The sequence below is a fragment of the Ornithinibacillus salinisoli genome (assembly GCF_042684965.1).
Classification (GTDB): Bacteria; Bacillota; Bacilli; order Bacillales; family Amphibacillaceae; genus Ornithinibacillus; species Ornithinibacillus salinisoli.
This window is the reverse complement of record NZ_JBHUMI010000016.1, coordinates 332,964-353,781: the sequence shown is the minus strand read 5'-3', so window position 1 is coordinate 353,781 and position 20,818 is coordinate 332,964. Positions and strand designations below refer to the sequence as shown.

Sequence of the window (20,818 nt, the reverse complement as noted above, 5' to 3'; positions counted from 1 at the left end):
TAATCACCTACTTTCTGATGTAATTTTAGTATTTTTGTAGGATTTTCCATTCTAATGTCGAATATAGGATTATAGAATGGAGGTGAAAAATAATGGCTGTTTACTTAATTACGTATGACTTAAATAGTCCTGGACAGGATTACACAAAAGTTTATGACGAAATTAAAAGTTTTGGTTCTTGGGCGCATTATATGGAATCGGTTTGGTTTGTAGATACTTCCTATAGCGCAACCACCATGCGTGATCGATTAAAATCCAAAATAGATTCCAATGACACAGTATTAATTTCTAAAGTCACAGAATACTCTGGTTGGGCTCCACAAAAAATGTGGGATTGGCTTAATAGTCGTGTTTAAAATTAACACCACCTCTATCTAGGTGGTGTTTTTCCCACCCTAAAGCACTCTTTGTAACTCTTCATCAAGTGAATCAATGTATTTATTCATTTCTGCATGTTCCATGCTTTCTAAATCAGCTTTTTTTAACCCTAAGAATGATTCAGCTATTAAAACCCACATTCTAACCGTTCCATCCGTTTTTGTTCCTGGAAACACATCACATAATGGAGTATCTAATTGTTCTATCGTAACCCAGGTACTTTTATCACTCACGATTTCACCCCATTCATTCTATCTTCTATATCCATAAGTTACACCTCACACTTCAACTGCTGAGTCAACCTCATGAATAACTCTTTATTTCCAGTATCAAGAGCATAGTCTATTTGAATACGCAACATGTCTTCATCAGTTATAGATGTTTTGCAGTTGTATTCCATTTCCTCGTAACTCATGGGTTTATTGTTTATTTTTGATTTGAACATTTGTTCTACCAACGATTCGATAAACATTTGTCGTAACCAATCATCCTTCATCTAACCTTCCTCTCCAATAAAATCATTTATTCTCTTATTCGCTAAGTCGAGATACCACCAGTAATCTAATTTACTAGGTATCTCTATTTCTTTTAGTTCATCATTTATGATGAAACTATGTTCAGGTGCATATGCTATTTTTTCTGCAGAACCATTCTTTATTTTCCGTATTTCTTTGTCATTTTTATCTACTGAAGCGAAAACCCTAAACACCTTTTCATTCATGCGCCTGGTACCATAACGCGCATATTCATATTTACTGCTGATCTTTACAATTTTTTGAAACTTAATAAGGTCCTTACAATTGAAAATAGTGTCTTCTGGATCAATACCTTTCACAAAATAATTAACTATGGCTTCATTAATTATTGGTAAATCATAATCTAGATTGTTTAATTTCTTTACGTAAGATCCTTTTGATTTATAATTACCTTCTGAATCAACCAAAATATAATTATTTACGTCTTTTTGGATAACCTTGACAAATTCATCAAATTCCAATTCCATCTTGGTCCGTTGTTCCCACTCATAGCAGATATCATCTATTAGTTCATAATCATCTTCATGATTTAGCTTAACTAGGACTCCATCTGTATTACTTTGGATAATCTCACAATGAGGTTCCAACTTCTCAATCAAATCTAGTAACAACGTCATACCACCGATACAAACATTGTTCGCTTGCAATGGATCATAAAGACCATTGTATTTATCCTTCATTGCTCCATAGGTGCCATTGATTACAATTTTTAAGGGTGCTTGTCTTTTATCCTTAGCAGCCTTATATTTTAACCTGGTATCACGTATCTCCCTAAACTTTTCAGGATTCTTTACATTTCTACTTAAATATTCATACTCGATCATGAGTGCCGGGTAGTAAGAAGCTACGTCTATATTTAGAAAGTAGCCAGTACCGATATAATTATGTCTTGCTCCATGTAGACCACCCCAAGCGAATAAATGCGGAACACCAGCTATCTTAGTTTCAAGTACTTTGTCATAGTTCCGATTTTCTTTGTAGAAATCCAACACATTGGTATATTTGTTAATCTGCAATGTAGAAGGGAAATTGAAATCAAATTCATCTTCTCTTGGGATCCTAGGTTGTTTTGCTTCTAAAATAAATGCAGACAGTTGTGCTTTTGTTTTTGATATATTACGTAAGGGTAAGTTAAACATTTTCAGAAGATCAACTTGCGATTCAAATTCAGTTATGTTTTCCATAAATATGTGCATTGTTTCGTGTACATCATGACGACAATATTTAATCACTTCTTCCAATTCTCTATCAGTTAATTGACGATGAATATCAAATGAAACGTCAGATTCTTTTATGTTATGGCCCATAAATCCTTCCAGTTGTTTTAATGACCTCAACCTGTTTATCATTACATCAAAATTAAACAGCTGTATTTTCCAAAAGTCTTTAAAGAACTTCCATCCTGGTTCACGTTTTACAATGATCCAATGGTTAATCTCTTGGGGACTAAATCCACAAATGATAGCTTTTAAAATGTATTGGTCATAGTGTCGTGAATTATATCCAACCCAAATATCTTTTTTATGTTGATTATAGTAATCAATTAAACCTTGTTCATCATTTTGGAAAATAACCTCTGACTTTTTAGCAGCATCTATTATTACGACAAGCCAATCCTCAGTAAACACTTCAAAGTCATAAAAGAGCATGGTTTTTATCACCTACTAATATTTTCTTTACTTTGTGCCGATATATTAACAAAAGGAGGGTTAATATGGACTTCACAGGGGAAATTTTCACTAGAGCAAGAAAATTAAATATTTATTTGATTCCACAATATTCCTGGCTAATATTACTTTACTATTTAATGATCAACGCATTCTATAAAATTTTTATTTTCTTCGAAAAAGGCAATTCAGAAATCACTCTTGTTTTACCAGAGAAAGTAACATCCATTAATGTGAGCATATTAAATATTTTAAATGAATGGAATCCGTTCCTATTATTTTTGTCTATTACATTATTTCTTAGTGGTATTGCCATTGCTGGAATTTATTATTTACCAATCTTAAAGTCTTATAAATTTTCTTACCGCGGTGCAATTGGTATATACTTAGGATCATGGTTATTTTTAATTGTTACTACAATCTGGCTTTTTGACTTTTTGGGTGCATACTTCGTTATCATAATTCCTGTATGCGCTGGAATAACATCGTATTGGGAAGAGAATTTAAAATATCGTCTTACTAATCTATAAAGGGAGCTTTTAGGCTCCCCCTATTCAATTATTCAACTTCAAAGATCTCTACAATTTTGTACTGATCATAACCCTTTTTATCTGTTGTTTTATCTAACAGATATTCAAACTGACCATCGATCTCTTCATGAATGTCTAGCACCAATTCCGCATAATCTTTGAAACCAATAAATTTAACATCATCTTTCTCACAATCCCACAAAGCACGTAACATTTCATTGTTTCGATGTACCTGGAAACCAAATGCCTTATCATTTTGTGGTTGCATTACACCGTTGTAGAAGATTTTTTGCTTTTCAAACTCACCCTCTAATATTGAGAACCAAATAGTTAGCATTGGATCTCCTTTTTTAGATTCAGTTAGCTCCATTTTTTCAACAGCTACCTCATACTGCCCTTCTGGAACATCCTGATAGTCTCCACCGCCATTTTCCTCAACATCCTTTACATCTGCTTCCAATGCTTCCAAATCTACGTTTTTATCAAACTTGCTCCAATCAAACTTATTATCTGCCATAATTATTCAGCCTCCTCTTTTGTATTTACACTTACTGTTCCGTCACCTTCAACGTTGTACTCCACACCATCATGTTGTTCTTTTGGAACCTCATCATTTTTAGAAGTTGCATTTTCCATAATTTCTCTTGGCGTGTCATAACTGAACTTTAGATCAACTAAGAAATAGGTACCATATTTATTGTGCTTTTCGCTAATTTGAAATGATGTAAGATAAATGTCATCCTTTGCTTCAGTTACTAACTCCTCTGCTTCATCACGAGTATCTGCGTAATGTTGTTCCTTTGCATTTAGTTCTTTTACTGGCATTATCCATTTCCCCTTTATTAATAGATTTTTAGATATTAACCACGAGTTCTACGTCTACGAGTACGCTTTGGAGTTTCCTCTTTATCTTCAGTTGATTCCTCTTCTTCACCTGGAGGAGTATCATCATCCTCAACTGATTTGCGTTGTCTACGCTGACGTTTCGGCTTTTCCTCTTTTACTGATTCGTTTTCAGTTTCTTCTGCAGGATTGCATGTTCTTCTTTGGCGTTTCGGTTTTTCTTCTGCAGGTGTTTCTTCCTCAGCTTGTTCTTCAGCAGACTCAGAACTACGTTGTTTACGCTCACGTTTAGGTTTGGTATCTTCTGTTTCTTCCTGTTTATTAGCATCTTTTTTACCATGTAAATTTGCATTTGCCTTATCGTAAACATCAAACAATTGTTTAACATCAAGATCAATTTCTGACACTGGTAGATCTGGTAAACGTCCACCACTGAATACATAGTTTTTAGATTTAAACTCTATCCTACGTTCTGAATCATCTGCAGTAACTCTTCCTACAATATCAACCATACCTGCGACTTTTAATGAGGCTTTGTCTTGTAAATTTGGCTTTATAGAAGTGATTTTATCACCAGACTTTTTCGTAACATCTTTAGTAGTATCTTCATGTGAAAGAAAAATGATGTTTTCATAGTCTAGGTGAATGACCCGTTTAATCGTGCTCAAATACTCAGTACGAACCATATCCCATGCTTTAAAACTGTTATCAGCTTCATGTTCTATACCTAATTTGTCGTACATGTAAAGACGACATGCTTCGTAAGTGTCCTCCAATAAATCAACAACAATTGTTTTAAATTCATTATCCTTTTTTTCAAGTTCACTAATTGTGTCTTTGAAAATATCCCATGCAAGTGTGGTGTTAGTAACACGACCAGTTGTTTTAACCTCATTTGCAATACTTATAAATGGCGCATCCACAAATCGGATGTTTCCATCAGTATTTAGCATTAGTGGATTTGGGAAGTCATTAGCAAATGTTGTTTTTCCACTAAATGGTGCACCATAAAGCCAAAATACTCTTTTTGTTACTTTTTCAACGTTTCTACGCTGTGTACTAGGTAGTTTCATAATTTCTTCTCCTTTGTAGTTTGTTATTATTTCCAAGTAATCAGGCTTAAATCTTGGATTGCAGCCAAAGCAATTACCACTTACGTTTTTTGGATATTCCTTTGCTGCTTCTATTTTCTTAATACTGTTTTGAAAGTAGATCACATTCATTTCGTCATATTCAATTGGTACAAGCTTTGGTTCCATGTCATCTAGTGTTTCTACAAGACGTTTACGAAATTGGAATAAGTCTTCCGTTTGTTTTTGTTTAATACTTGTTTTAGGAACAAACAAGTAACCCATTCGCTTTATGTCATAACCATTTTGTTCAATATAATGCTTGTAAATGTGAAGTTGCCCACTATCCATATAATTTTTAACGTTATTGGAATATTTGAAGTCTAAGAGCATACATTCTTTATTAGGACTAACAAGGAGTAAGTCCACGAATCCTAGATAATCCGGTTTATCAATCTTGTACTCGTGGACAAACTCAAATCCTACGAATTGCTCCAGAAATGCTTTTACTTTCGGAATCAAGATTTCTAGTTTCATAGCTTCTTCAATCATTCGATCCGTTACTTCTGGAAAGCTATTGTAGTAATCATTTACCGCAGTTGACACATCTGTTTCAATTCCTTTATGGAGTGCGTGTCCTATAATCAAAGGATTAGCAGGGTTACTTAGATCAGGTATTTCAGTTAACTTATCAATGTAACGTAACTTGAAATGGTATGGGCAATCTTCAAATAAAGAGACTCTGCTGTATGAATACTGTGTCATTCCCTCACCGCTTCCAGTAACTTATTATTAGAATCATTAACTTGCTTCACATAATCATCCAAGCTAGTAACACTTCCCCTATCAATAAGCAATTCATTACGTTGTATCATCAATAACGCTGATAAAACACTTCGTGAATAACCTTTAAATACCCACTTTTTGATTTTTTCTTTGGTTTTAGGTATAAACACTTCTTCATACCTTTCAACCACTACATTCATGTTGTCATACTCCTTGATTGTTACATTCCCAACGGTGATTAATACCTTTTTATCACTCATCCAAACCACCTCTCTTTCCAGGCTTGAAAATCTTTTGGTCTAAGAATATAGGCCTCTCCACCTGAATCTTTTATTTTCCGAATGTTATAGAGTTGTAGTTTACTAGGTTGTCCAACATCTGTTTTTAATTCGATCCCGTGAAAGGTTCCATTTATACAAGCTAATATGTCAGGTATACCTTCTTTGGTGTATTGGGATCCCGCCCAGTATTTTATATGCCAAACTTGTTTTTCTTTAAGATATTTCATTACTTTGGCTTGAAATGCTGATTCTTTCATTTCTTATTCACGGTCCATTTAATTTTTTCGCGGTCCATAAACTCTTCCAGAGCATCTAGTTGTGACTCAGTCCCGGTTACTGTGTAAACTTCAATAAATTCATAGTCATCATTACTTACTGACTTGGGAGCTGAACTAAGTGGAACTTCTTTATACTCAACCGCCTTCGCTTCAGCTTCTTCCTTATCAACTTGAAGTTGTGCGTGATTCTCAATTATTCCTTTGATTTCACCAACACTCTGATATTCAAGTAATGTAGTGTAAGATTCTTCTAGTAAATTTACACCATACTTAGTGTTAATTAACTCAACATGACTTTTAATTACTTCCAGATTAGCTTCCTCTTTATCCTGCTGGACCCCAAGATGTGCAGCCTTTGTAGTTAATTCCTCTTTGATAGATTTGATTGTTTTACTTTTAGTAAGATAAGAATCTTCAACGGTTAACTTCGCTGCATACTTTTCATTAAGATTTTCCACATGGACCAAGTGATCAATTAATCCTTCAATCTCCAAACGCTTGATATTCTTGCGCTCTTCTTCAAACTGATCATGCTGTTCTTTCAATGGATTAATTACTTCATCAAATTTACTGCCTAATACTTTACATTTATTTTCAAAGGCTATTACTTCCTCGGTTAATTCTTTTTTCGTTTTCTTACGGTACGTGTCCAATGCCTTTTTACCTTTATTTAATTCGGTAATGGTTTTCTTACATGCTGCGGCATCTTTTTCCGTAAAGGTAAGACCTTCATATTTAGCAAGTTGATCGTCCAACATCATGGATATTTCTTCATAATTAAATTCAACTACTGCAGGTGTAAGATTAATAGTTTTCACTTGTAGTTCGTTCACTTACTGATTCACCTCTACTTTCGTTTTAACAAGATTTAAATTTTCAGAATGAATATCATTTTTTAAGGCATAGTTACCAATAAAATACTTAGCAGCTTCTTCACTATCAAATGCACCTAAAACTTGTTCATCATCCATGTATTCGGTGTATAACACTATCCAAACTATCATTCGTTATCACACTCCTCACATTTTCTTGGAAAACCACCATTGGAATCGTCTATATAAACTCCACACGTTTCACACAAAATACCTTCAATAATCATTTCTGCTACTTCACCCATTGTTTAGTTCTCCTGGTATAGTGAATTCAAAATTGAAACCTTCAGTCGGCTCTTGCAATTCATTGATTATAGATTTCCATATGGTACTGTTACGAATTACTATTTGAAAGAACTCATCACCATCTTTAAATTTTTCAATCAAACTAACGTTATTACAGTTAAGCCAGTAAAAATCACGTCTTTTATAAATGAAGAACAATACGTTTTGTAAATAGTCTTTATCCATATCCTTTAATTCGTGAACTGTACCCAATCCATCAACCCAATTAGAGCGATTTAAAACTGTTTCAGTTTTGTATGGATTGTTTTTTAATTCTTTTTGTTGCTTAACAAATTGATTGAACATGTATTCTTCATGTGCTAACTCTGCCATTTCTCCCATTAGGATTTAACCTCCTTCAACTTCTCTATTTCTTCTAATGATGCCGCCGTTAATTTATAGTGTTCTATTGCAACAAAACCTGTAGGTTCAAGGCCAAGTAATTCCGGTTCAATAACTCCACCATCTATTAAAGATTGATCAATTCCCTCGTTTTCAGACCACGTTTTAATGCCGACAACGTCATCTTCTAATTTCAGTTCACCATTAACGGAAGCAACACCAACTAATTCGCCTTCATAATCAGTTCCTTCACTACCGATTAATTGGATTGCATTGTTACCATTTCCATATTGTGCAAAACTAACATCACACATATAACCTTTATAAGTTACGTTCACTCACATTTCCTCCTCTTCAAATAACTCATCACTGTAATCTTTCCGTTGTTCCAGGACTTCTTTCATGCGCCATTCAATACTTCCTGCAGTAAGCAAGTAATAATAGAAACATGGTCTTTCCTGTCCTATTCTGTGGATCCGTTTCTTGCTCTGTTCAAATAGTTCACTTTTGTCAGTAAGCGAAAAATAAACTATTTTGTTAGCTTTTTGTAAGTTAAGACCCATGGCTCCTGCTTGATACTGGATAAGTGTTACACTATTTTCATGCTCGTCATAAGCATTTAAATCTTTCAAATCACCATTAATGGTTGCAATTGGTCTATCAATCATTTCAACTAATGCAGCATATTCCTTTTTAAAGTTGTAAAAAATGATGATGCGGTCATTGGTGCTATCAATTAAATCTTTCACGTACTGCAGTTTATTTTGGTTGTAAACACCTGCTAGTTGCCGTAAGTATAATTTCTTAGTTGTTGATGTATCACCAACCAATAACTCGTCATCTAACTCAATGATGTGATCCTTAGCAAACTGCATATACTCTTTTGTCCCTGGTATTTTTACAATCTGATCGTTTACCTTTGGTAAATCGAATACTTCATCTGTTTTCATAAACACCGCACCATGTTTACGTAATTTACGTTTAAGCCTGTCTACATTTTTATAACCAACAATTTTATTTTTTTGATTTAGTTCATCCCATTCATAAACAACAAACTGTTTCATGAATAGCTTTTTACTAATGTTCCAACCTAGTAAGTGAAGTTGACTCCAAAGTTCCTCATACTTACCGCCTGTTGGTGTACCACTTAATAAAATAACGTTGTCTGCAGCTAAACTTAAAATGAATTTAGACCTATTGGATTTCTCATTTTTAATCATGCTGCTTTCATCTAACATGAGTGTGAAATGGTTTAATTTTTCTAGTTCTGGTCTTCGCCACACTTTGTCGTAATTAATTATCAATACACTATCTTTTGGGATCTTATCTAGTGACTGTTTGTCGAAAATAATGACATGGTACTCTGGATAATGCGTTTCAAAGTGTTCTTTCCAATCACCAATTTTTGACTTTTGACAGATTACTAGATTGTAAGGTGTATTGAGTTCCCACATCTTTTCAGAGCCTACAAATGTTTTACCTAATCCCATGTCTAAGTAGTAAGCAACTCTGTTTTGATCATAGGTTTCATTCAATGCTCTATCCTGGTGTAAAAAAAGTTTCATTTACATCACTTCATTTCGTGCTATAATGTCTGTGAATATATTTTTCTTGCTCACTGATTGCCGTCAGTGGGTTTTTCTTTTTGCCAACCATAATCTGCAAATAGCCAATTATAAAATTCTTGCTCGTTCACTTATCTCACCTCCTCTCAGGGGATTAAAAACTACTTAAGCAAATCTATAGTTGCTACAGTAAGGCAGGTTAAAACTCCAAGTGTTAAAGCAGCGATAATGACAAAGGCTGTCCAAATACGTTTACTCACTTACTCACCCCTCTCAGCACGTTCTATCATCTGACCAACTGTTACGATTTCTCGTAGATTAGTAGAATACTCAACACTATCAAGTTTTGTGTGCAAATCACCATCTGCTACATAATCAAAAATTTCGTTGCTAATCATCTAAACCCACCTCCTAAAATTCCCTAGCCATACTTACTTTTTTATAAAGAGTCATTACTTCAGGATTGTTATCAGTAAATTCGTTGTCCCTATCGCGACCACTCAATGGAATATCGTAAACACCTTCCATATCAGTCATTAAAATTGCAAGACGCTTTGAACGAGTAGGCTCTTTCATTTCATCAATCTCAAGAAAACGATCTTCAAACTGTGGTAAAAACGGTACAGTCATTTAACTCACCTCACTTTTCTTTAAACAATCGCTAATTTCTTTGTGTAAAACAGTAATTGGAGACTTTCGTTCTCCCCATTTCCTTAGTAGTAAAATTGCTTTTTCTGCATTTCCGTATGATAACTCGGCTAACTTCTCGGGGATCTCCTCTCTTTTTTTTAGTAGATCTAGGTCAATTGGTAGAGGCATGATCACACCTGCTTTCTCTAATATCAGTATTTCTGATATTTGTAGGTAAAAAAATATCATCAATTCGTTTGTTAAAGAATCTAGCAATCTTATATATCTCTTCTAATTTAAAATCATAATGCCCATTTTCTTTTTTTGAATAAGTAGATGGATTAATGTTTAAATACTTAGCCATTTGACCTTGACTTATTTTATTGGATTTACGTAACTTAATTAATTCCCAATGCATTGTTTTTCCTCCTTTCGTTGTCGATTAATGTCATAATATATCAGTTTTTCCGATAAGTCAATAAAAAAATCAAAAAAACTGATATTTATTATTGAAACATTATTACTACTGATATATACTATAGTCAACAGAAAGGTATATACTCAGTATATACTTAAAAATTTTATACGAAATTGAGAAAGATGGAGGAAAATACATTGGATATAAACAAGTATGTTGGAAGTAAAATTAAAGAATATAGAAAAAAGAAAGGAATGAATCAAACTGAATTAGGAAAAAAACTAGGAGTAGCTCAAAATACTGTCGCTGGTTATGAAAAGGGAGAATGGGAAGTTAGTTATGACAATCTATTTAAAATAGCTGAGATATTTGATATTAGTATTGACGATCTTTTCCCGGCTACCAAAAATGACAATGAATATAAAGCTTTGCAAAATGCTTCTAAAGTAGCCGAGACCAAAGATTTAGATTATGATGATATGATATTGATTAAAAAAATTACCGAAAAAGCACTTAGTTTAGAAAGTGATAAAAGAAAAGAGTTAATGGATAATATCAAGTTTGCTGTTGATTTCTTTGAGAAAAAGGATTAACGATTCGTCCATATTTTTGATACTACCCTTTTTGATCAGTTGTACTAGAATTACAATGTTTTTTAATTCATCTTCTGTCATTACATCGCCGCCTTTTAAGTGTAATAAAAAATTGTATAAATGAGGTGTCTGTTTGGCTTATCAAGTCGGAAGATGCCTACTTCGAGAACGTTTGCAAAATGCAAAAATGTCACAGTTGGAATTAGCAGCCAAGTTAGGTGTTACTAGACAACAAATTAACAAATATGTAAACGATCCCCCTACCGTCATGACATTACAGGTTGCTAAAAACATATCAACTATATTGCATTGCAGTATAGAAGATCTATACGAATGGGTAGAAGTAGGCGATAAATGAGTAGATTTAGTCTACTCGCCGACGCTTGTCAGCTAGATAACTTACAACATTTATACCATATAATTTGGAAAATTTAAATGGGAATTGTTGCATAAACGTAATACTTTTGAAATTTATTTGTCATTATTATAACATAAATGCGAACATTTGTTCTATATTTTTTCAAAAAAAGTAGGAGTGGGTCATATGAGAGTTGCAAATTATTACCGTGTATCAACTAAACTACAAGAAAAAAAGTTTAGTTTAGCAGCACAAAAAGAAGAATTAAATAAATATCTTTCACAACAAGGTTGGAAGCTAATAGGTGAATTTAAAGATGTTGAGTCAGGAGGTAAATTGAAAAAGGATGGTTTGAATGCATTACTTGACATTGTTGAAGAAGGTGGAGTAGATGTTGTTTTGGTTATTGATCAGGACCGTTTATCACGTCTTGACACAGTAGCTTGGGAATACCTTAAATCAACTTTAAGAGATAATAATGTAAAGATTGCAGAACCAGGGACAATTATTGATCTAGCGAATGAAGATGATGAATTTATTTCAGATATTAAGAACCTTATAGCTAGACGTGAAAAGAAAGCAGTTGTGCGCAGAATGATGCGTGGCAAACGTCAAAGACTACGTGAAGGTAAAGGCTGGGGAATTCCACCATTTGAATATAAGTACAATAAGCAAACATCTAAATATGAAGCTAAAGAAGATTGGAAATGGGTGATTCCGTTTATCGATGATCTTTATTTGCAGAAACAGCTTGGTATGAAATCGATTAGTGATAAATTAAATGAGATATCCAAAACACCTACCGGAAAGCAATGGAATGAACATTTGATACACACTCGTTTAACTTCAAAAGCATTTCATGGTATTCAGGAAAAAGAATTTACTGATGGCGAGCAAATAAAAGCTTATGTTTATGAACCACTTAGAACCGAAGAAACATATAACAAAATCCAGGAAGAAAAAGAAAAACGAAGTGGACAGTTCAGTGTGTCTGGCCGTAAAAACTCAGATAATATTCATATGTTGAAACGGACACATATAACTTGCGGACATTGTGAAAGAACAATTTCTATTTCACAACATGGAACAAAAGAAAGACCGAATTATTATGCTAAACATGGACGAAAAAAGAGTATTAAATCACAATGCGATTTAAGTATTAATACAGTTCGTTTTGATAACAACATTATAAAAGCTTTAAAAGACGTTCTAACAAGCGAAGAATTAGCTAAAAAATATATTCGTATCGAATATGATAAAAATGAGGTAAATATATTAAAATCTGAAATAAAACAACAAGAAAAAACTATAACCGATTTAAAAGCATCGTTGGATAGATTACTAGATATTTATCTTTCCGGTGATTTAAAGAAAGACAAATACCTGGAAAAAGAAAAAGTATTTCATTCAAAAATTGAAGTCCAAGAAGAAACTTTAATTAAGCTAAAAAGAAAATTAACAGCTATTGATTCTAGCTCCTTTACTTACGAAAGTTTATATCAATACATGGCAATTGCTAAAAATATTGAAAGTGAATTAACTGGATTAGAACGTGCTCAATTAGTTGGTACACTCTTCCCTCGTGGTATTGTATATGATAATAAAATAATATTAATTACTGAAGTATTCAACGGAATCCCTATCGAAGTTGCAATCCCTATTGATGGTGATCCTTACACTTGGCACCATACAAAAAAGAATACCCATGTGTTTTTATGACCTACATGGGTATTTACCTATAGTTATCGAAATGTTGATCGTATTAATGATTATTTCCGTATTATTAATATTAATTATACCTAATATTGGAAATAAGAGTGAAGCAGTCTCCAAGAAGGGATGCAATGCATTAGTAACAGTAGTTCAAGCCCAAGTCGACACCTATTTCTTAGATAATGGAAACCACCCAACAGACCTAGATGAGTTGGTTTCGAATGAGTATATAACAGACGAACAGAAGTATTGCCAAGGAAATCAAGAGCTTCTATATGTAGATGGAAAGGTATTCCTTCCTGAAGGAGAATGACTAAGAGTAAACGGAATGGCTTCACTCTTGTAGAACTACTTTTTGTACTGGCAATATTGTCCATCCTTCTAGCACTGACTATGCCACTAACCATTTCTACTGTATCCAACCAACAAGAGAATCAATTTTTCAATACCTTTCAGTTCGATGTTTTATATACTCAGAATTTATCTCTGGGATCGAAAGACTATATTCGAATCATTTTTAATCAGGAAGACTATACAATACTAAATGGAACCACACAGGAAATTATAGCTACAAGAGAGCTCCCTCCAGGCTGGAGAATCGATAAAAGAAACCTAAACAGTATTTCATTTAACAGGAATGGATCTATAAGACAAGCAGGAACGATTTCCGTATTTACTGGAAGATCCACTTACAAAATTATTTTTCCAATCGGTAAAGGAAGAGGATATATTGAAAAAGAATGATGGATTTAGCTTCATAGAAGTATTAATATCTTTAAGCATCGTCCTACTTATTATTAGTACCGTTGTTCCGATTAACTCATTGGTAGATAAGGAACGTACTACCTTAAAAGAAAGACGCGTGATATCCCTCCGATTACATGATGAGTTACAACTTATTCTATGGGATAAAGATGTCCAATATCCAAAAGCGAAGGAAATATTAATAGATAACACATCATATCAATTTCTCTTTTCAAAAGAAAATAATTATTTGAAAGGATGTGTAGAATGGAAAAATGCTAAAAAACAAGCAGATAAATTATGTTTATATGGATTACCCCAGTAACGAACGAGGTTTTACCATGTATTCCATGCTTTTAATGGTGACAATTATTACAATAACCCTCCCACTAATAATCCACATCATTAAAACAGTGGATTTCGAATCTGATTACGATGAAATTTCTGTCCAACAATTTTTTCATCTCTTACAAAATGAATTAATCAATATAAAGAAAATAGATATCTCCTCTAAAAGATTATTACTTACATTACAGAATGGAGATAAAGCATCAATTGAAAAATACAATACCCTTGTTCGAAGACAAGTGAATGATATGGGACATGAAATTTATCTTAGAGATATTCAAAATTTACAATTCACACCTCTCCCTAACGGAGTAAGAGTAAAAGTCATGACACTACAAGGCGAATTGTACGAAAAGGTCTTATTTGTATATGACTAACCAAAAAGGATTTGCCCTACCTTATGTCATGTTCATTTCATTAATTGTATTTATCTTCGTAGCGACTAACATTGTCACATTCCAAAACAACCTACATGTTACAAATAAAATAATAGAAAATATCAAAATCGAAACCTTATTTCAAATGGGTTATACAAATTTTTACAAGGATATCGAATCATTAATTAATACGGAAGATACAGTAACATATGTATTCCCTGATGGAGTTGTAGAAATCACTTATTTCCAGTTGAATGATTCCACTCTTAGCTTGTATATGAATATTACAACCGTAAACGATACACACTATACCGTAATAACCCAAGTTGAGTTAATAAATGCTTAGTTACGGACAACTTGTATGAAGCAAAACTTGCAAATGTTTAATGTGATTCATTTACATTATTCGATTCCTCGTTTATAATAACAATGATGAAGACACCTAAAAGGAGGGGAAAGCATGGATCGAATGTTTCGAGTGCTTGCCTTTTGGACGGGTATATTTACAGTTATGTTTTATGTTGGTGACATGCAGAAAACAGCACTACTTTTCCTAGTTCAAACGGCTTTTTTCCTAACAGTAAGTTATTTAAAATTATCTGAACGTATGTATATGTATTTGTTCGGAGCTTATTGTACTGTATTTATGATTGGATTTACTTGGTATTCAGAATTTATTTTAGTCCCTGGATTTGGACACTAAAAACACAACAAAAACCCTGCTTACATAATACCCTTGCAGGGTTTTTTGTTTTTTAGTTAACGCTATTGACATGCTGTTAATTAGCATTTATAGTTATAATTGTAGCTTAACTTTTATCCCTAACCAACAAAGAGCAGAACACATCCCCCCTAAAACCCTTCTTACAAAAGAAGGGTTTTTTTATGCTTGTATAAACGGATTATTTTGCTTTTCTTCCCCGATAGTTGTTTTGGGACCATGACCAGGGAAAACTACATAATGATCCGGTAATTTATATACCTTCTGTTGAATACTCTCTTCTAACAAACTAAAGTCTCCACCTGGTAAATCTGTTCGTCCAATTCCTCGATTAAATAGAACATCTCCACCGATTACGAAATTATTATGATGAAAAACGAAACAAACACTTCCTGGTGAATGCCCAGGTGTATGTAACACATGAAAAGAAAAATCGGCTACATTCATCTCACCGGTATGTAGAAATTCATCAGGCTCCGTTGATGATATTTCATGACCCATAAATAATTGTGAACCATTTAAAGCTGAATCTGACAACCATTTCTCTTCTAATTTATGTAAGTAAACTGCTATTTGATAAAAATGACGCAGCTTATCTACTCCGCCAATATGGTCAAAATGTGCATGTGTTAAAAGAATAGCCTTAGGTGTAAGCTTATTACTATCTAAGAAGTCAATTACTTTCTCGGGTTCTCCACCTGGATCAATAATTAATGCTTCCTTTTGATCGTATATAATATAACAGTTGGTTCCCAATGGCCCTAAAGACATTTGATTAATTTGCATCTTCTACCTCTCCTCATATAGCTACTAATTGTTCACAAAAAACACTTATAATAACTCGACAAAGTAAATTATTTATACTAAAATAAAGTATAAGTGTTGGTTAGATACATAATAATACAAATACAATTCTAATTTCAATCATTTCAAGAGAAGTACATAAGGAGGATGTTATATATGTCACAACACATCGTTTTAGCAATTATGTTATTAATTGTGGCACTGGTTTCTGTAGTATCTGTTGTTCGTCAATTAAAATTTAAAAACTTTTTTGCTTTAGGGTTTTCCGCTATTTCTGCTTTATCCTTTGGATTTTTCTCTATAGCAACAATTATTCAAGTACTTAAAGACGCAGTGTAAACCTGAAAAGCGAACAATCCGGAGGGATTTGTTCGCTTTTCTCTTGTTCTGTTATTTAAAAGTTTGTTGCATTTTTCAAGTATTGGAACTTCATTTGTGAGTGATTTAAATTGCGACATTTCCATTTCATCCATTCGCTTCGGACGGGACAGCGAAGCGGACAATCGTTCCCTAATTTGTGACAATTTTGGTAAAAAAGGTTGGATTATTATGAAAATAAAGAAAGATTATTTTAGAGATGCTGTTCAAACACTTTGTAAAGTAGAGATTATCCCACCCAGAATAACAAGATTTACAAAACAAGATAACTTCATAACAATAAGTATAAAAAATGTTTCAGAAGACGGATTAGATATAAACTGTTTTAAAGTTATTAACATAATTTACAGTCTGATTGGTCCAACAAAAACTAAATTTAGTCGTACGCCATTTTTATTTCCAGATTCGCAAAAAATAGATAGAATAGCTATCACTTTCGAAGAAAAAGAGTATAAAGCCTTGATTAATAAGTTATTTAACCAAAATACTGTATTTTAACAATCATCTTTCAGGTATTGGCATATATTTTGTAAAATATGCACCTAAAATCAACAAAATAACAGAAATAGACCAATTCAATAACCCCAGAAAATTAAACCAATAAGCTAATAGATTTGTTATAGCAATCAGATAGAGAAAAATTGTAGTTAAAGCACTCTTAATCCCTTTTATACCAGCCTTTTTTCTTTTCTGAACCACAACAATAATGGAAAAAACAAGAGCAATTATTAGTATTATAGATAAAATAATTGGTACCAATTATTTCCCCCCTTTAACAATGATCGTGTTCCACTATTCAACCCCTAAAATATACCTTTTGTACAAACCTGCTATGTTAATTTAATATTCTTACATTTCAATACTAACATAATATTCCAAGAGAAATTATAAAATTTTACCAATAGAAAAATATGGTCGTATCGATAATCACGTTCTTTAACTTTTTCATGGTTTCTTAAAGTAAAATTAACTGATTAATTCCATCTATTGTCAATCCCTCCTCTTTTAATTTGTCTCCGATGACAGCAAATAAAATGTTGTACCATCCGTATTCAAATTTGATTGACTTTTAATAAGATCAGTCTTCCACAAACGGCCAGATTCTTTAAAAAAGGAATTTGTAAATGGGACGCGAATGTAAAATTGCTTTACTGACGTAATTGACGATTAAGTATTACGTTGGCGATGTTTTTGAACATGAAAACGATTGGAACACTTTTTACCACAAAACCGTTGACGTCCATTTTTTGATCGATCTATAAAGATTTCTTCACAAGGTTTTGCAATACATGACTTTAAACGTTCTCTTCCGTAGTCAACCAATTCTTTTCCTAAAGAAAATGAACAGATTGCGAAAATTTGGTTTATCAAGGGAGCTTTGTCAGGTTGCTCATAAACAAACGTAAACCTCCCATTTCCAAGTGTCGATAAACGTAATTGCATGGGGCTGTTTGATTCATACTGCACGAGAAATTCCACTAACCTTGAATCATTTTCTTCCTGAATTAGTGCACGCAATTCATCCCGATAAGTGCGAATAGCTAATACATCTTCAAAAGTTGAGGTTTTAAAAGAAAATAAGTCATGTTTTTTAAACAGGCTATTTAAATCATTTGGGCTGGACAGCTGTTCAGGTACTTCAAAAAAAGGATCATAGCTATTAATAATATCTAATGTGAATGTTAACCAATCACTGTTGTAATTCTTCATATTGATTTGACTCCTTACATATATTGCGTTATAGTAATACTTAAATAATACTTTAACGCTTACATTATGTTGGAGTCAAGTTTTAACTAAAGGAGATGGTTATGGTGGTTAAAGATATTCACATTATTCATGCCCCAGTTAACCTTGGGTTGAGCAGACACGCCAATGGTAAAGAAAGAGGGTGTGATAAACTCCCAGATGCCCTAAAAATGGTCGGTTTTCACTCCACACTCGACCCTACAGCTACAAAGATATTACCTAAACCGACATATCCGGAGGAAAAGGTTTATAATGACGGGGCTCTTAATGGTAACGTGTTGGCTTCATTTTCGATTGATTTAGCAGATGCTGTAGAAGAGGTTCTGGACACTAAGGGATTTCCTTTAGTATTAGGTGGTGATTGCAGTATATTAGTTGGAAGTACGCTTGCTTTAGCACGTAAAGGAAGATTTGGTTTGATTCATCTTGATGCGCATCCAGACTATTACCACAGGGGGAATAAAGAATATGCTGTTGTTGGAGGCATGGCATTAGCCATTATCACGGGAAAAGGCACAGACATTTTATCGAATTTAGAGAACCGGAAACCTTATGTTAAAAGTAAACATGTACTTACATTGGGTTACCGTGAATCTGATCCTGAGCAGGATATTATTGCAGAAGCTGAGATGGATGAGATTTCTTGTTGGAGTGCCGAATACGTAATGCGCGAAGGATTGGATAAGACGACCGAGCATCTGAATGACTTTGTAAAGCACGAGGGTGTTGATGGTTATTGGCTGCATTTAGATGCTGATGTGCTGGATGGTTCAATTATGCCTTGTGTAGATTGTCCAGAACCTAATGGACTACAGTTTTCGGAACTTAAGGTGTTACTAAAAACAATACTTCAATCTCATAAAATTATTGGCATGAATGTGACAATTCTAGACCCTGAGTTAGATAATAATAATGAAGTGACAAAAGCTTTCTCTGATATGCTCATTGAAGCTTTTAAAGAAAATAAAGATATTACCCAAAATAACCCAGTCGGAAATAAATGACCATCAATTGTCAGGGACGATTGTTGAAGGTCATAAGCCTAATTCCTTAAAATTACGAGGGATTAGGCTATTTTATCTTTCAAAATCCTTAACGTTTTAAACCCGCATTCTCTTGATGTTTCACATTGGTAAACACGTCTGCAACAAGTGGTAAATATCACAACAATGCTTAATTTTAAAAACACTCGAACCCTCCTAGTTACTTTTTAGCATTGGAAGCGTATACCGTATACATGATGTTCTTTTTAATGTAATCTAGTAAGTATATTAAAAAGCAAGGAGAATAGTAAAATGTACTTACTTTTATTCACCATATTTTTTTGTGTAATAACACAGGTTTTGAGTATGGCCTATGTACCTGCTCTGAGCATTTATTTAATCGGGTTAAGTATTGTCAAAGGATTTTCTAGTGAGGAATTAAAAGATGTCTTTAATTTCAAAAAAACTAAGTACTTATACGAAAAAAATGGGTTTAAAAACTCTTTAATGGAGCTATTGTCTTTAATGATAATTTTTATTAATTCTTATTTAATCGATTATACACCCTTCTCTCTTTTCGAATTTGTTTATTTCATCTTTCTTATTGCATTTGTATACCGCTTTCTATTTTGGGGCATAACACGAACAATTAGGAAATCAATCTAACTTTATGTTTTAAAAGCCAATGTTCAAGAATAGCGCGCTTTTGTTAAATAGCGAAAGACTAATTTATTTGTAAATCACTAATAATTTATCCACCTCTATCTTGCCAAGTCTTGACGATATACCATTAGTAAATGCGCTAGCAACAAGTGGTAAATATTGTGTCTGTAGTTGATAGAATATGTCAGAACTGTTGCATTTAGTGAAACTATAGATTAAAAGGAATTGCTCCCATGAGATTTTGTTTTGTTCGAACCACCCTAAACCTCCTCAGCAACCAAATTGATATCAAAATAATCCTTACTTCACAATCCTGAAAAGTTAGTACGACTCCTCAATAGTTGAGTATGAGTTACCTTTTAAACCACCGATAATAAATAAAGTTATAATCTGCTTCCTTGCGTAGTTCAACAATTTCAAATTTATTTTTCTCCAAAACTTTCTGTGAGCCAATATTATCTTGTGTTGTTTTGGCTGATAGCTGTGTTATTTTATTTTCTTGATTAAGTAGCATATTTAACGCTTTACTTGCAATGCCTTTCCCAGTATGAGTACGTCCAATTCTATATCCTAAATTGCCGTGTCCACTTTCCCAGTCGATATCCACAATATTTATTCTTCCTATAATAGCATCCCAATCATTTTTTACTAAATAGAAAAAAGATTTCTCTTCATCTTGTTCCTCCAATAGCGACTCCAAAATAATAAAAAACTTATCATATTCATAATAATCATTACTTCTTGGCGGTACTAACTTCTCAAAGTATTCTTTATTTTCACTTTCAAATCGAAACAAATTTCTAGCATATTTATAGATAATTTTTTTAATATTAAATTCATGACCTTCTTACCCCTAACCGCAACGAATTATTTTGAGATTTTTTTACTTATTATCTAAAACACACA

35 protein-coding genes are annotated in these 20,818 nt (G+C 33.2%); 14 read left to right on the top strand and 21 right to left on the bottom strand.

Annotated features, from left to right (window positions below):
• Positions 1 to 92: 92 nt before the first annotated feature.
• Entirely contained in the window at positions 93 to 356 is a 264-nt protein-coding gene (locus ACFSTA_RS12435; RefSeq protein ID WP_377557031.1) for a hypothetical protein, read from the top strand.
• Between the two features lie 39 nt (positions 357 to 395).
• Here the strand turns inward: ACFSTA_RS12435 and ACFSTA_RS12430 are convergent, their stop codons facing one another.
• The 3 genes from ACFSTA_RS12430 to ACFSTA_RS12420 are packed head-to-tail and all read right to left on the bottom strand — an operon-like array spanning position 396 to position 2,563.
• Entirely contained in the window at positions 396 to 611 is a 216-nt protein-coding gene (locus ACFSTA_RS12430; protein WP_377557030.1) for a hypothetical protein, read from the bottom strand.
• A 38-nt stretch (positions 612 to 649) separates the two neighbouring features.
• Positions 650 to 874, bottom strand: coding sequence for an IDEAL domain-containing protein (locus tag ACFSTA_RS12425; protein WP_377557029.1), 225 nt, complete (start codon positions 872 to 874; stop codon positions 650 to 652).
• Positions 875 to 2,563 (bottom strand): hypothetical protein, encoded by a 1,689-nt coding sequence (locus ACFSTA_RS12420; RefSeq protein ID WP_377557028.1) that lies wholly within the window; start codon positions 2,561 to 2,563, stop codon positions 875 to 877.
• Positions 2,564 to 2,628: 65 nt separating this feature from the next.
• On the opposite strand from ACFSTA_RS12420, the gene ACFSTA_RS12415 reads away from it, so the two are divergent.
• Positions 2,629 to 3,111, top strand: a complete 483-nt coding sequence (locus tag ACFSTA_RS12415) for a hypothetical protein (protein ID WP_377557027.1) — start codon at positions 2,629 to 2,631, stop codon at positions 3,109 to 3,111.
• A 28-nt stretch (positions 3,112 to 3,139) separates the two neighbouring features.
• Here ACFSTA_RS12415 and ACFSTA_RS12410 read toward each other — a convergent pair whose 3' ends face one another.
• From ACFSTA_RS12410 to ACFSTA_RS12345, 14 genes are all read right to left on the bottom strand, one after another.
• Positions 3,140 to 3,628 carry a DUF669 domain-containing protein gene (locus ACFSTA_RS12410; RefSeq protein ID WP_377557026.1) on the bottom strand — a complete coding sequence of 163 codons (489 nt, stop codon included), beginning with the start codon at positions 3,626 to 3,628 and terminating at the stop codon, positions 3,140 to 3,142.
• A gap of 2 nt (positions 3,629 to 3,630) precedes the next feature.
• A complete protein-coding gene (locus tag ACFSTA_RS12405) occupies positions 3,631 to 3,936 on the bottom strand; it encodes an organic solvent tolerance protein OstA (RefSeq protein WP_377557025.1) in 306 nt (101 codons plus the stop codon).
• A 35-nt stretch (positions 3,937 to 3,971) separates the two neighbouring features.
• On the bottom strand, positions 3,972 to 5,789 hold the full coding sequence (locus ACFSTA_RS12400; RefSeq protein ID WP_377557024.1) for an AAA family ATPase: 1,818 nt from the start codon (positions 5,787 to 5,789) through the stop codon (positions 3,972 to 3,974).
• Positions 5,786 to 6,070, bottom strand: coding sequence for a hypothetical protein (locus ACFSTA_RS12395; protein WP_377557022.1), 285 nt, complete (start codon positions 6,068 to 6,070; stop codon positions 5,786 to 5,788). The genes ACFSTA_RS12400 and ACFSTA_RS12395 overlap by 4 nt, the downstream gene beginning before the upstream one ends.
• Positions 6,067 to 6,348, bottom strand: coding sequence for a VRR-NUC domain-containing protein (locus ACFSTA_RS12390; RefSeq protein ID WP_377557021.1), 282 nt, complete (start codon positions 6,346 to 6,348; stop codon positions 6,067 to 6,069). Before ACFSTA_RS12390 ends, ACFSTA_RS12395 begins: the two co-directional genes overlap by 4 nt.
• Entirely contained in the window at positions 6,345 to 7,202 is an 858-nt protein-coding gene (locus tag ACFSTA_RS12385) for a DUF1351 domain-containing protein (RefSeq protein WP_377557020.1), read from the bottom strand. The genes ACFSTA_RS12390 and ACFSTA_RS12385 overlap by 4 nt, the downstream gene beginning before the upstream one ends.
• Positions 7,203 to 7,373 (bottom strand): hypothetical protein, encoded by a 171-nt coding sequence (locus ACFSTA_RS12380; RefSeq protein ID WP_377557019.1) that lies wholly within the window; start codon positions 7,371 to 7,373, stop codon positions 7,203 to 7,205.
• A 105-nt stretch (positions 7,374 to 7,478) separates the two neighbouring features.
• Entirely contained in the window at positions 7,479 to 7,868 is a 390-nt protein-coding gene (locus ACFSTA_RS12375; RefSeq protein WP_377557018.1) for a hypothetical protein, read from the bottom strand.
• Positions 7,868 to 8,206, bottom strand: coding sequence for a hypothetical protein (locus ACFSTA_RS12370; RefSeq protein ID WP_377557017.1), 339 nt, complete (start codon positions 8,204 to 8,206; stop codon positions 7,868 to 7,870). Before ACFSTA_RS12370 ends, ACFSTA_RS12375 begins: the two co-directional genes overlap by 1 nt.
• Positions 8,207 to 9,433 carry an SNF2-related protein gene (locus ACFSTA_RS12365; RefSeq protein WP_377557016.1) on the bottom strand — a complete coding sequence of 409 codons (1,227 nt, stop codon included), beginning with the start codon at positions 9,431 to 9,433 and terminating at the stop codon, positions 8,207 to 8,209.
• A 260-nt stretch (positions 9,434 to 9,693) separates the two neighbouring features.
• Positions 9,694 to 9,831 (bottom strand): hypothetical protein, encoded by a 138-nt coding sequence (locus tag ACFSTA_RS12360; RefSeq protein ID WP_377557015.1) that lies wholly within the window; start codon positions 9,829 to 9,831, stop codon positions 9,694 to 9,696.
• Positions 9,832 to 9,844: 13 nt separating this feature from the next.
• Positions 9,845 to 10,063 (bottom strand): hypothetical protein, encoded by a 219-nt coding sequence (locus ACFSTA_RS12355; RefSeq protein WP_377557014.1) that lies wholly within the window; start codon positions 10,061 to 10,063, stop codon positions 9,845 to 9,847.
• Positions 10,064 to 10,252 (bottom strand): hypothetical protein, encoded by a 189-nt coding sequence (locus ACFSTA_RS12350; protein WP_377557013.1) that lies wholly within the window; start codon positions 10,250 to 10,252, stop codon positions 10,064 to 10,066.
• Positions 10,236 to 10,481: a helix-turn-helix transcriptional regulator gene (locus tag ACFSTA_RS12345; protein ID WP_377557011.1), complete on the bottom strand. Its 246-nt coding sequence runs from the start codon at positions 10,479 to 10,481 to the stop codon at positions 10,236 to 10,238. The genes ACFSTA_RS12350 and ACFSTA_RS12345 overlap by 17 nt, the downstream gene beginning before the upstream one ends.
• 197 nt (positions 10,482 to 10,678) lie before the next feature.
• Here ACFSTA_RS12345 and ACFSTA_RS12340 point away from each other — a divergent pair, with 197 nt between their 5' ends.
• The 9 genes from ACFSTA_RS12340 (at position 10,679) to ACFSTA_RS12300 (ending at position 15,317) form a co-directional block, all read left to right on the top strand.
• On the top strand, positions 10,679 to 11,074 hold the full coding sequence (locus tag ACFSTA_RS12340) for a helix-turn-helix domain-containing protein (protein ID WP_377557010.1): 396 nt from the start codon (positions 10,679 to 10,681) through the stop codon (positions 11,072 to 11,074).
• Positions 11,075 to 11,207: 133 nt separating this feature from the next.
• Entirely contained in the window at positions 11,208 to 11,432 is a 225-nt protein-coding gene (locus tag ACFSTA_RS12335; RefSeq protein WP_377557009.1) for a helix-turn-helix transcriptional regulator, read from the top strand.
• Positions 11,433 to 11,618: 186 nt separating this feature from the next.
• Positions 11,619 to 13,151 carry a recombinase family protein gene (locus ACFSTA_RS12330; protein WP_377557008.1) on the top strand — a complete coding sequence of 511 codons (1,533 nt, stop codon included), beginning with the start codon at positions 11,619 to 11,621 and terminating at the stop codon, positions 13,149 to 13,151.
• Positions 13,138 to 13,458 carry a competence type IV pilus major pilin ComGC gene (gene comGC / locus ACFSTA_RS12325; protein WP_377557007.1) on the top strand — a complete coding sequence of 107 codons (321 nt, stop codon included), beginning with the start codon at positions 13,138 to 13,140 and terminating at the stop codon, positions 13,456 to 13,458. The genes ACFSTA_RS12330 and comGC overlap by 14 nt, the downstream gene beginning before the upstream one ends.
• Positions 13,455 to 13,889, top strand: a complete 435-nt coding sequence (comGD, locus tag ACFSTA_RS12320; protein WP_377557006.1) for a competence type IV pilus minor pilin ComGD — start codon at positions 13,455 to 13,457, stop codon at positions 13,887 to 13,889. Before comGC ends, comGD begins: the two co-directional genes overlap by 4 nt.
• The gene (locus tag ACFSTA_RS12315; protein WP_377557005.1) at positions 13,876 to 14,214 is read left to right on the top strand and encodes a prepilin-type N-terminal cleavage/methylation domain-containing protein; all 339 of its coding nucleotides are present in this window, start codon (positions 13,876 to 13,878) and stop codon (positions 14,212 to 14,214) included. The genes comGD and ACFSTA_RS12315 overlap by 14 nt, the downstream gene beginning before the upstream one ends.
• 16 nt (positions 14,215 to 14,230) lie before the next feature.
• On the top strand, positions 14,231 to 14,614 hold the full coding sequence (locus tag ACFSTA_RS12310) for a competence type IV pilus minor pilin ComGF (RefSeq protein ID WP_377557004.1): 384 nt from the start codon (positions 14,231 to 14,233) through the stop codon (positions 14,612 to 14,614).
• The gene (locus ACFSTA_RS12305; protein WP_377557003.1) at positions 14,607 to 14,960 is read left to right on the top strand and encodes a hypothetical protein; all 354 of its coding nucleotides are present in this window, start codon (positions 14,607 to 14,609) and stop codon (positions 14,958 to 14,960) included. Before ACFSTA_RS12310 ends, ACFSTA_RS12305 begins: the two co-directional genes overlap by 8 nt.
• Positions 14,961 to 15,074: 114 nt before the next feature.
• Entirely contained in the window at positions 15,075 to 15,317 is a 243-nt protein-coding gene (locus ACFSTA_RS12300) for a DUF2626 domain-containing protein (protein ID WP_090867161.1), read from the top strand.
• A 180-nt stretch (positions 15,318 to 15,497) separates the two neighbouring features.
• Here the strand turns inward: ACFSTA_RS12300 and ACFSTA_RS12295 are convergent, their stop codons facing one another.
• Positions 15,498 to 16,121, bottom strand: coding sequence for an MBL fold metallo-hydrolase (locus ACFSTA_RS12295; protein WP_377557002.1), 624 nt, complete (start codon positions 16,119 to 16,121; stop codon positions 15,498 to 15,500).
• 174 nt (positions 16,122 to 16,295) lie between these two features.
• On the opposite strand from ACFSTA_RS12295, the gene ACFSTA_RS12290 reads away from it, so the two are divergent.
• Together ACFSTA_RS12290 and ACFSTA_RS12285 are read left to right on the top strand one after the other, a co-directional pair.
• Positions 16,296 to 16,478 (top strand): DUF2759 family protein, encoded by a 183-nt coding sequence (locus ACFSTA_RS12290; RefSeq protein ID WP_377557001.1) that lies wholly within the window; start codon positions 16,296 to 16,298, stop codon positions 16,476 to 16,478.
• A gap of 210 nt (positions 16,479 to 16,688) precedes the next feature.
• A complete protein-coding gene (locus tag ACFSTA_RS12285) occupies positions 16,689 to 17,015 on the top strand; it encodes a hypothetical protein (RefSeq protein ID WP_377557000.1) in 327 nt (108 codons plus the stop codon).
• 3 nt (positions 17,016 to 17,018) lie between these two features.
• On the opposite strand, the gene ACFSTA_RS12280 is transcribed toward ACFSTA_RS12285, so the two are convergent.
• Complete coding sequence (locus ACFSTA_RS12280; protein ID WP_377556999.1) at positions 17,019 to 17,276, bottom strand: hypothetical protein; 258 nt, start codon at positions 17,274 to 17,276, stop codon at positions 17,019 to 17,021.
• 408 nt (positions 17,277 to 17,684) lie between these two features.
• Positions 17,685 to 18,227, bottom strand: coding sequence for a CGNR zinc finger domain-containing protein (locus ACFSTA_RS12275; protein WP_377556998.1), 543 nt, complete (start codon positions 18,225 to 18,227; stop codon positions 17,685 to 17,687).
• 104 nt (positions 18,228 to 18,331) lie between these two features.
• Here ACFSTA_RS12275 and ACFSTA_RS12270 point away from each other — a divergent pair, with 104 nt between their 5' ends.
• On the top strand, positions 18,332 to 19,270 hold the full coding sequence (locus tag ACFSTA_RS12270; protein WP_377556997.1) for an arginase family protein: 939 nt from the start codon (positions 18,332 to 18,334) through the stop codon (positions 19,268 to 19,270).
• Between the two features lie 994 nt (positions 19,271 to 20,264).
• Here ACFSTA_RS12270 and ACFSTA_RS12265 read toward each other — a convergent pair.
• The gene (locus ACFSTA_RS12265; RefSeq protein WP_377556996.1) at positions 20,265 to 20,708 is read right to left on the bottom strand and encodes a GNAT family N-acetyltransferase; all 444 of its coding nucleotides are present in this window, start codon (positions 20,706 to 20,708) and stop codon (positions 20,265 to 20,267) included.
• Between the last annotated feature and the right edge of the window lie 110 nt (positions 20,709 to 20,818).

Bases quoted from the DNA above. Each gene is read 5' to 3' on its own strand.
- ACFSTA_RS12435 (WP_377557031.1), top strand. From the start codon at position 93: ATGGCTGTTTACTTAATTACGTATGACTTAAATAGTCCTGGACAGGAT.
- ACFSTA_RS12425 (WP_377557029.1), bottom strand. From the start codon at position 874: ATGAAGGATGATTGGTTACGACAAATGTTTATCGAATCGTTGGTAGAA.
- ACFSTA_RS12420 (WP_377557028.1), bottom strand. From the start codon at position 2,563: ATGCTCTTTTATGACTTTGAAGTGTTTACTGAGGATTGGCTTGTCGTA.
- ACFSTA_RS12415 (WP_377557027.1), top strand. From the start codon at position 2,629: ATGGACTTCACAGGGGAAATTTTCACTAGAGCAAGAAAATTAAATATT.
- ACFSTA_RS12410 (WP_377557026.1), bottom strand. From the start codon at position 3,628: ATGGCAGATAATAAGTTTGATTGGAGCAAGTTTGATAAAAACGTAGAT.
- ACFSTA_RS12405 (WP_377557025.1), bottom strand. From the start codon at position 3,936: ATGCCAGTAAAAGAACTAAATGCAAAGGAACAACATTACGCAGATACT.
- ACFSTA_RS12400 (WP_377557024.1), bottom strand. From the start codon at position 5,789: ATGACACAGTATTCATACAGCAGAGTCTCTTTATTTGAAGATTGCCCA.
- ACFSTA_RS12395 (WP_377557022.1), bottom strand. From the start codon at position 6,070: ATGAGTGATAAAAAGGTATTAATCACCGTTGGGAATGTAACAATCAAG.
- ACFSTA_RS12390 (WP_377557021.1), bottom strand. From the start codon at position 6,348: ATGAAAGAATCAGCATTTCAAGCCAAAGTAATGAAATATCTTAAAGAA.
- ACFSTA_RS12380 (WP_377557019.1), bottom strand. From the start codon at position 7,373: ATGATAGTTTGGATAGTGTTATACACCGAATACATGGATGATGAACAA.
- ACFSTA_RS12375 (WP_377557018.1), bottom strand. From the start codon at position 7,868: ATGGGAGAAATGGCAGAGTTAGCACATGAAGAATACATGTTCAATCAA.
- ACFSTA_RS12365 (WP_377557016.1), bottom strand. From the start codon at position 9,433: ATGAAACTTTTTTTACACCAGGATAGAGCATTGAATGAAACCTATGAT.
- ACFSTA_RS12360 (WP_377557015.1), bottom strand. From the start codon at position 9,831: ATGATTAGCAACGAAATTTTTGATTATGTAGCAGATGGTGATTTGCAC.
- ACFSTA_RS12355 (WP_377557014.1), bottom strand. From the start codon at position 10,063: ATGACTGTACCGTTTTTACCACAGTTTGAAGATCGTTTTCTTGAGATT.
- ACFSTA_RS12350 (WP_377557013.1), bottom strand. From the start codon at position 10,252: ATGCCTCTACCAATTGACCTAGATCTACTAAAAAAAAGAGAGGAGATC.
- ACFSTA_RS12345 (WP_377557011.1), bottom strand. From the start codon at position 10,481: ATGCATTGGGAATTAATTAAGTTACGTAAATCCAATAAAATAAGTCAA.
- ACFSTA_RS12330 (WP_377557008.1), top strand. From the start codon at position 11,619: ATGAGAGTTGCAAATTATTACCGTGTATCAACTAAACTACAAGAAAAA.
- comGC (WP_377557007.1), top strand. From the start codon at position 13,138: ATGTGTTTTTATGACCTACATGGGTATTTACCTATAGTTATCGAAATG.
- comGD (WP_377557006.1), top strand. From the start codon at position 13,455: ATGACTAAGAGTAAACGGAATGGCTTCACTCTTGTAGAACTACTTTTT.
- ACFSTA_RS12310 (WP_377557004.1), top strand. From the start codon at position 14,231: ATGTATTCCATGCTTTTAATGGTGACAATTATTACAATAACCCTCCCA.
- ACFSTA_RS12305 (WP_377557003.1), top strand. From the start codon at position 14,607: ATGACTAACCAAAAAGGATTTGCCCTACCTTATGTCATGTTCATTTCA.
- ACFSTA_RS12300 (WP_090867161.1), top strand. From the start codon at position 15,075: ATGGATCGAATGTTTCGAGTGCTTGCCTTTTGGACGGGTATATTTACA.
- ACFSTA_RS12295 (WP_377557002.1), bottom strand. From the start codon at position 16,121: ATGCAAATTAATCAAATGTCTTTAGGGCCATTGGGAACCAACTGTTAT.
- ACFSTA_RS12290 (WP_377557001.1), top strand. From the start codon at position 16,296: ATGTCACAACACATCGTTTTAGCAATTATGTTATTAATTGTGGCACTG.
- ACFSTA_RS12285 (WP_377557000.1), top strand. From the start codon at position 16,689: ATGAAAATAAAGAAAGATTATTTTAGAGATGCTGTTCAAACACTTTGT.
- ACFSTA_RS12275 (WP_377556998.1), bottom strand. From the start codon at position 18,227: ATGAAGAATTACAACAGTGATTGGTTAACATTCACATTAGATATTATT.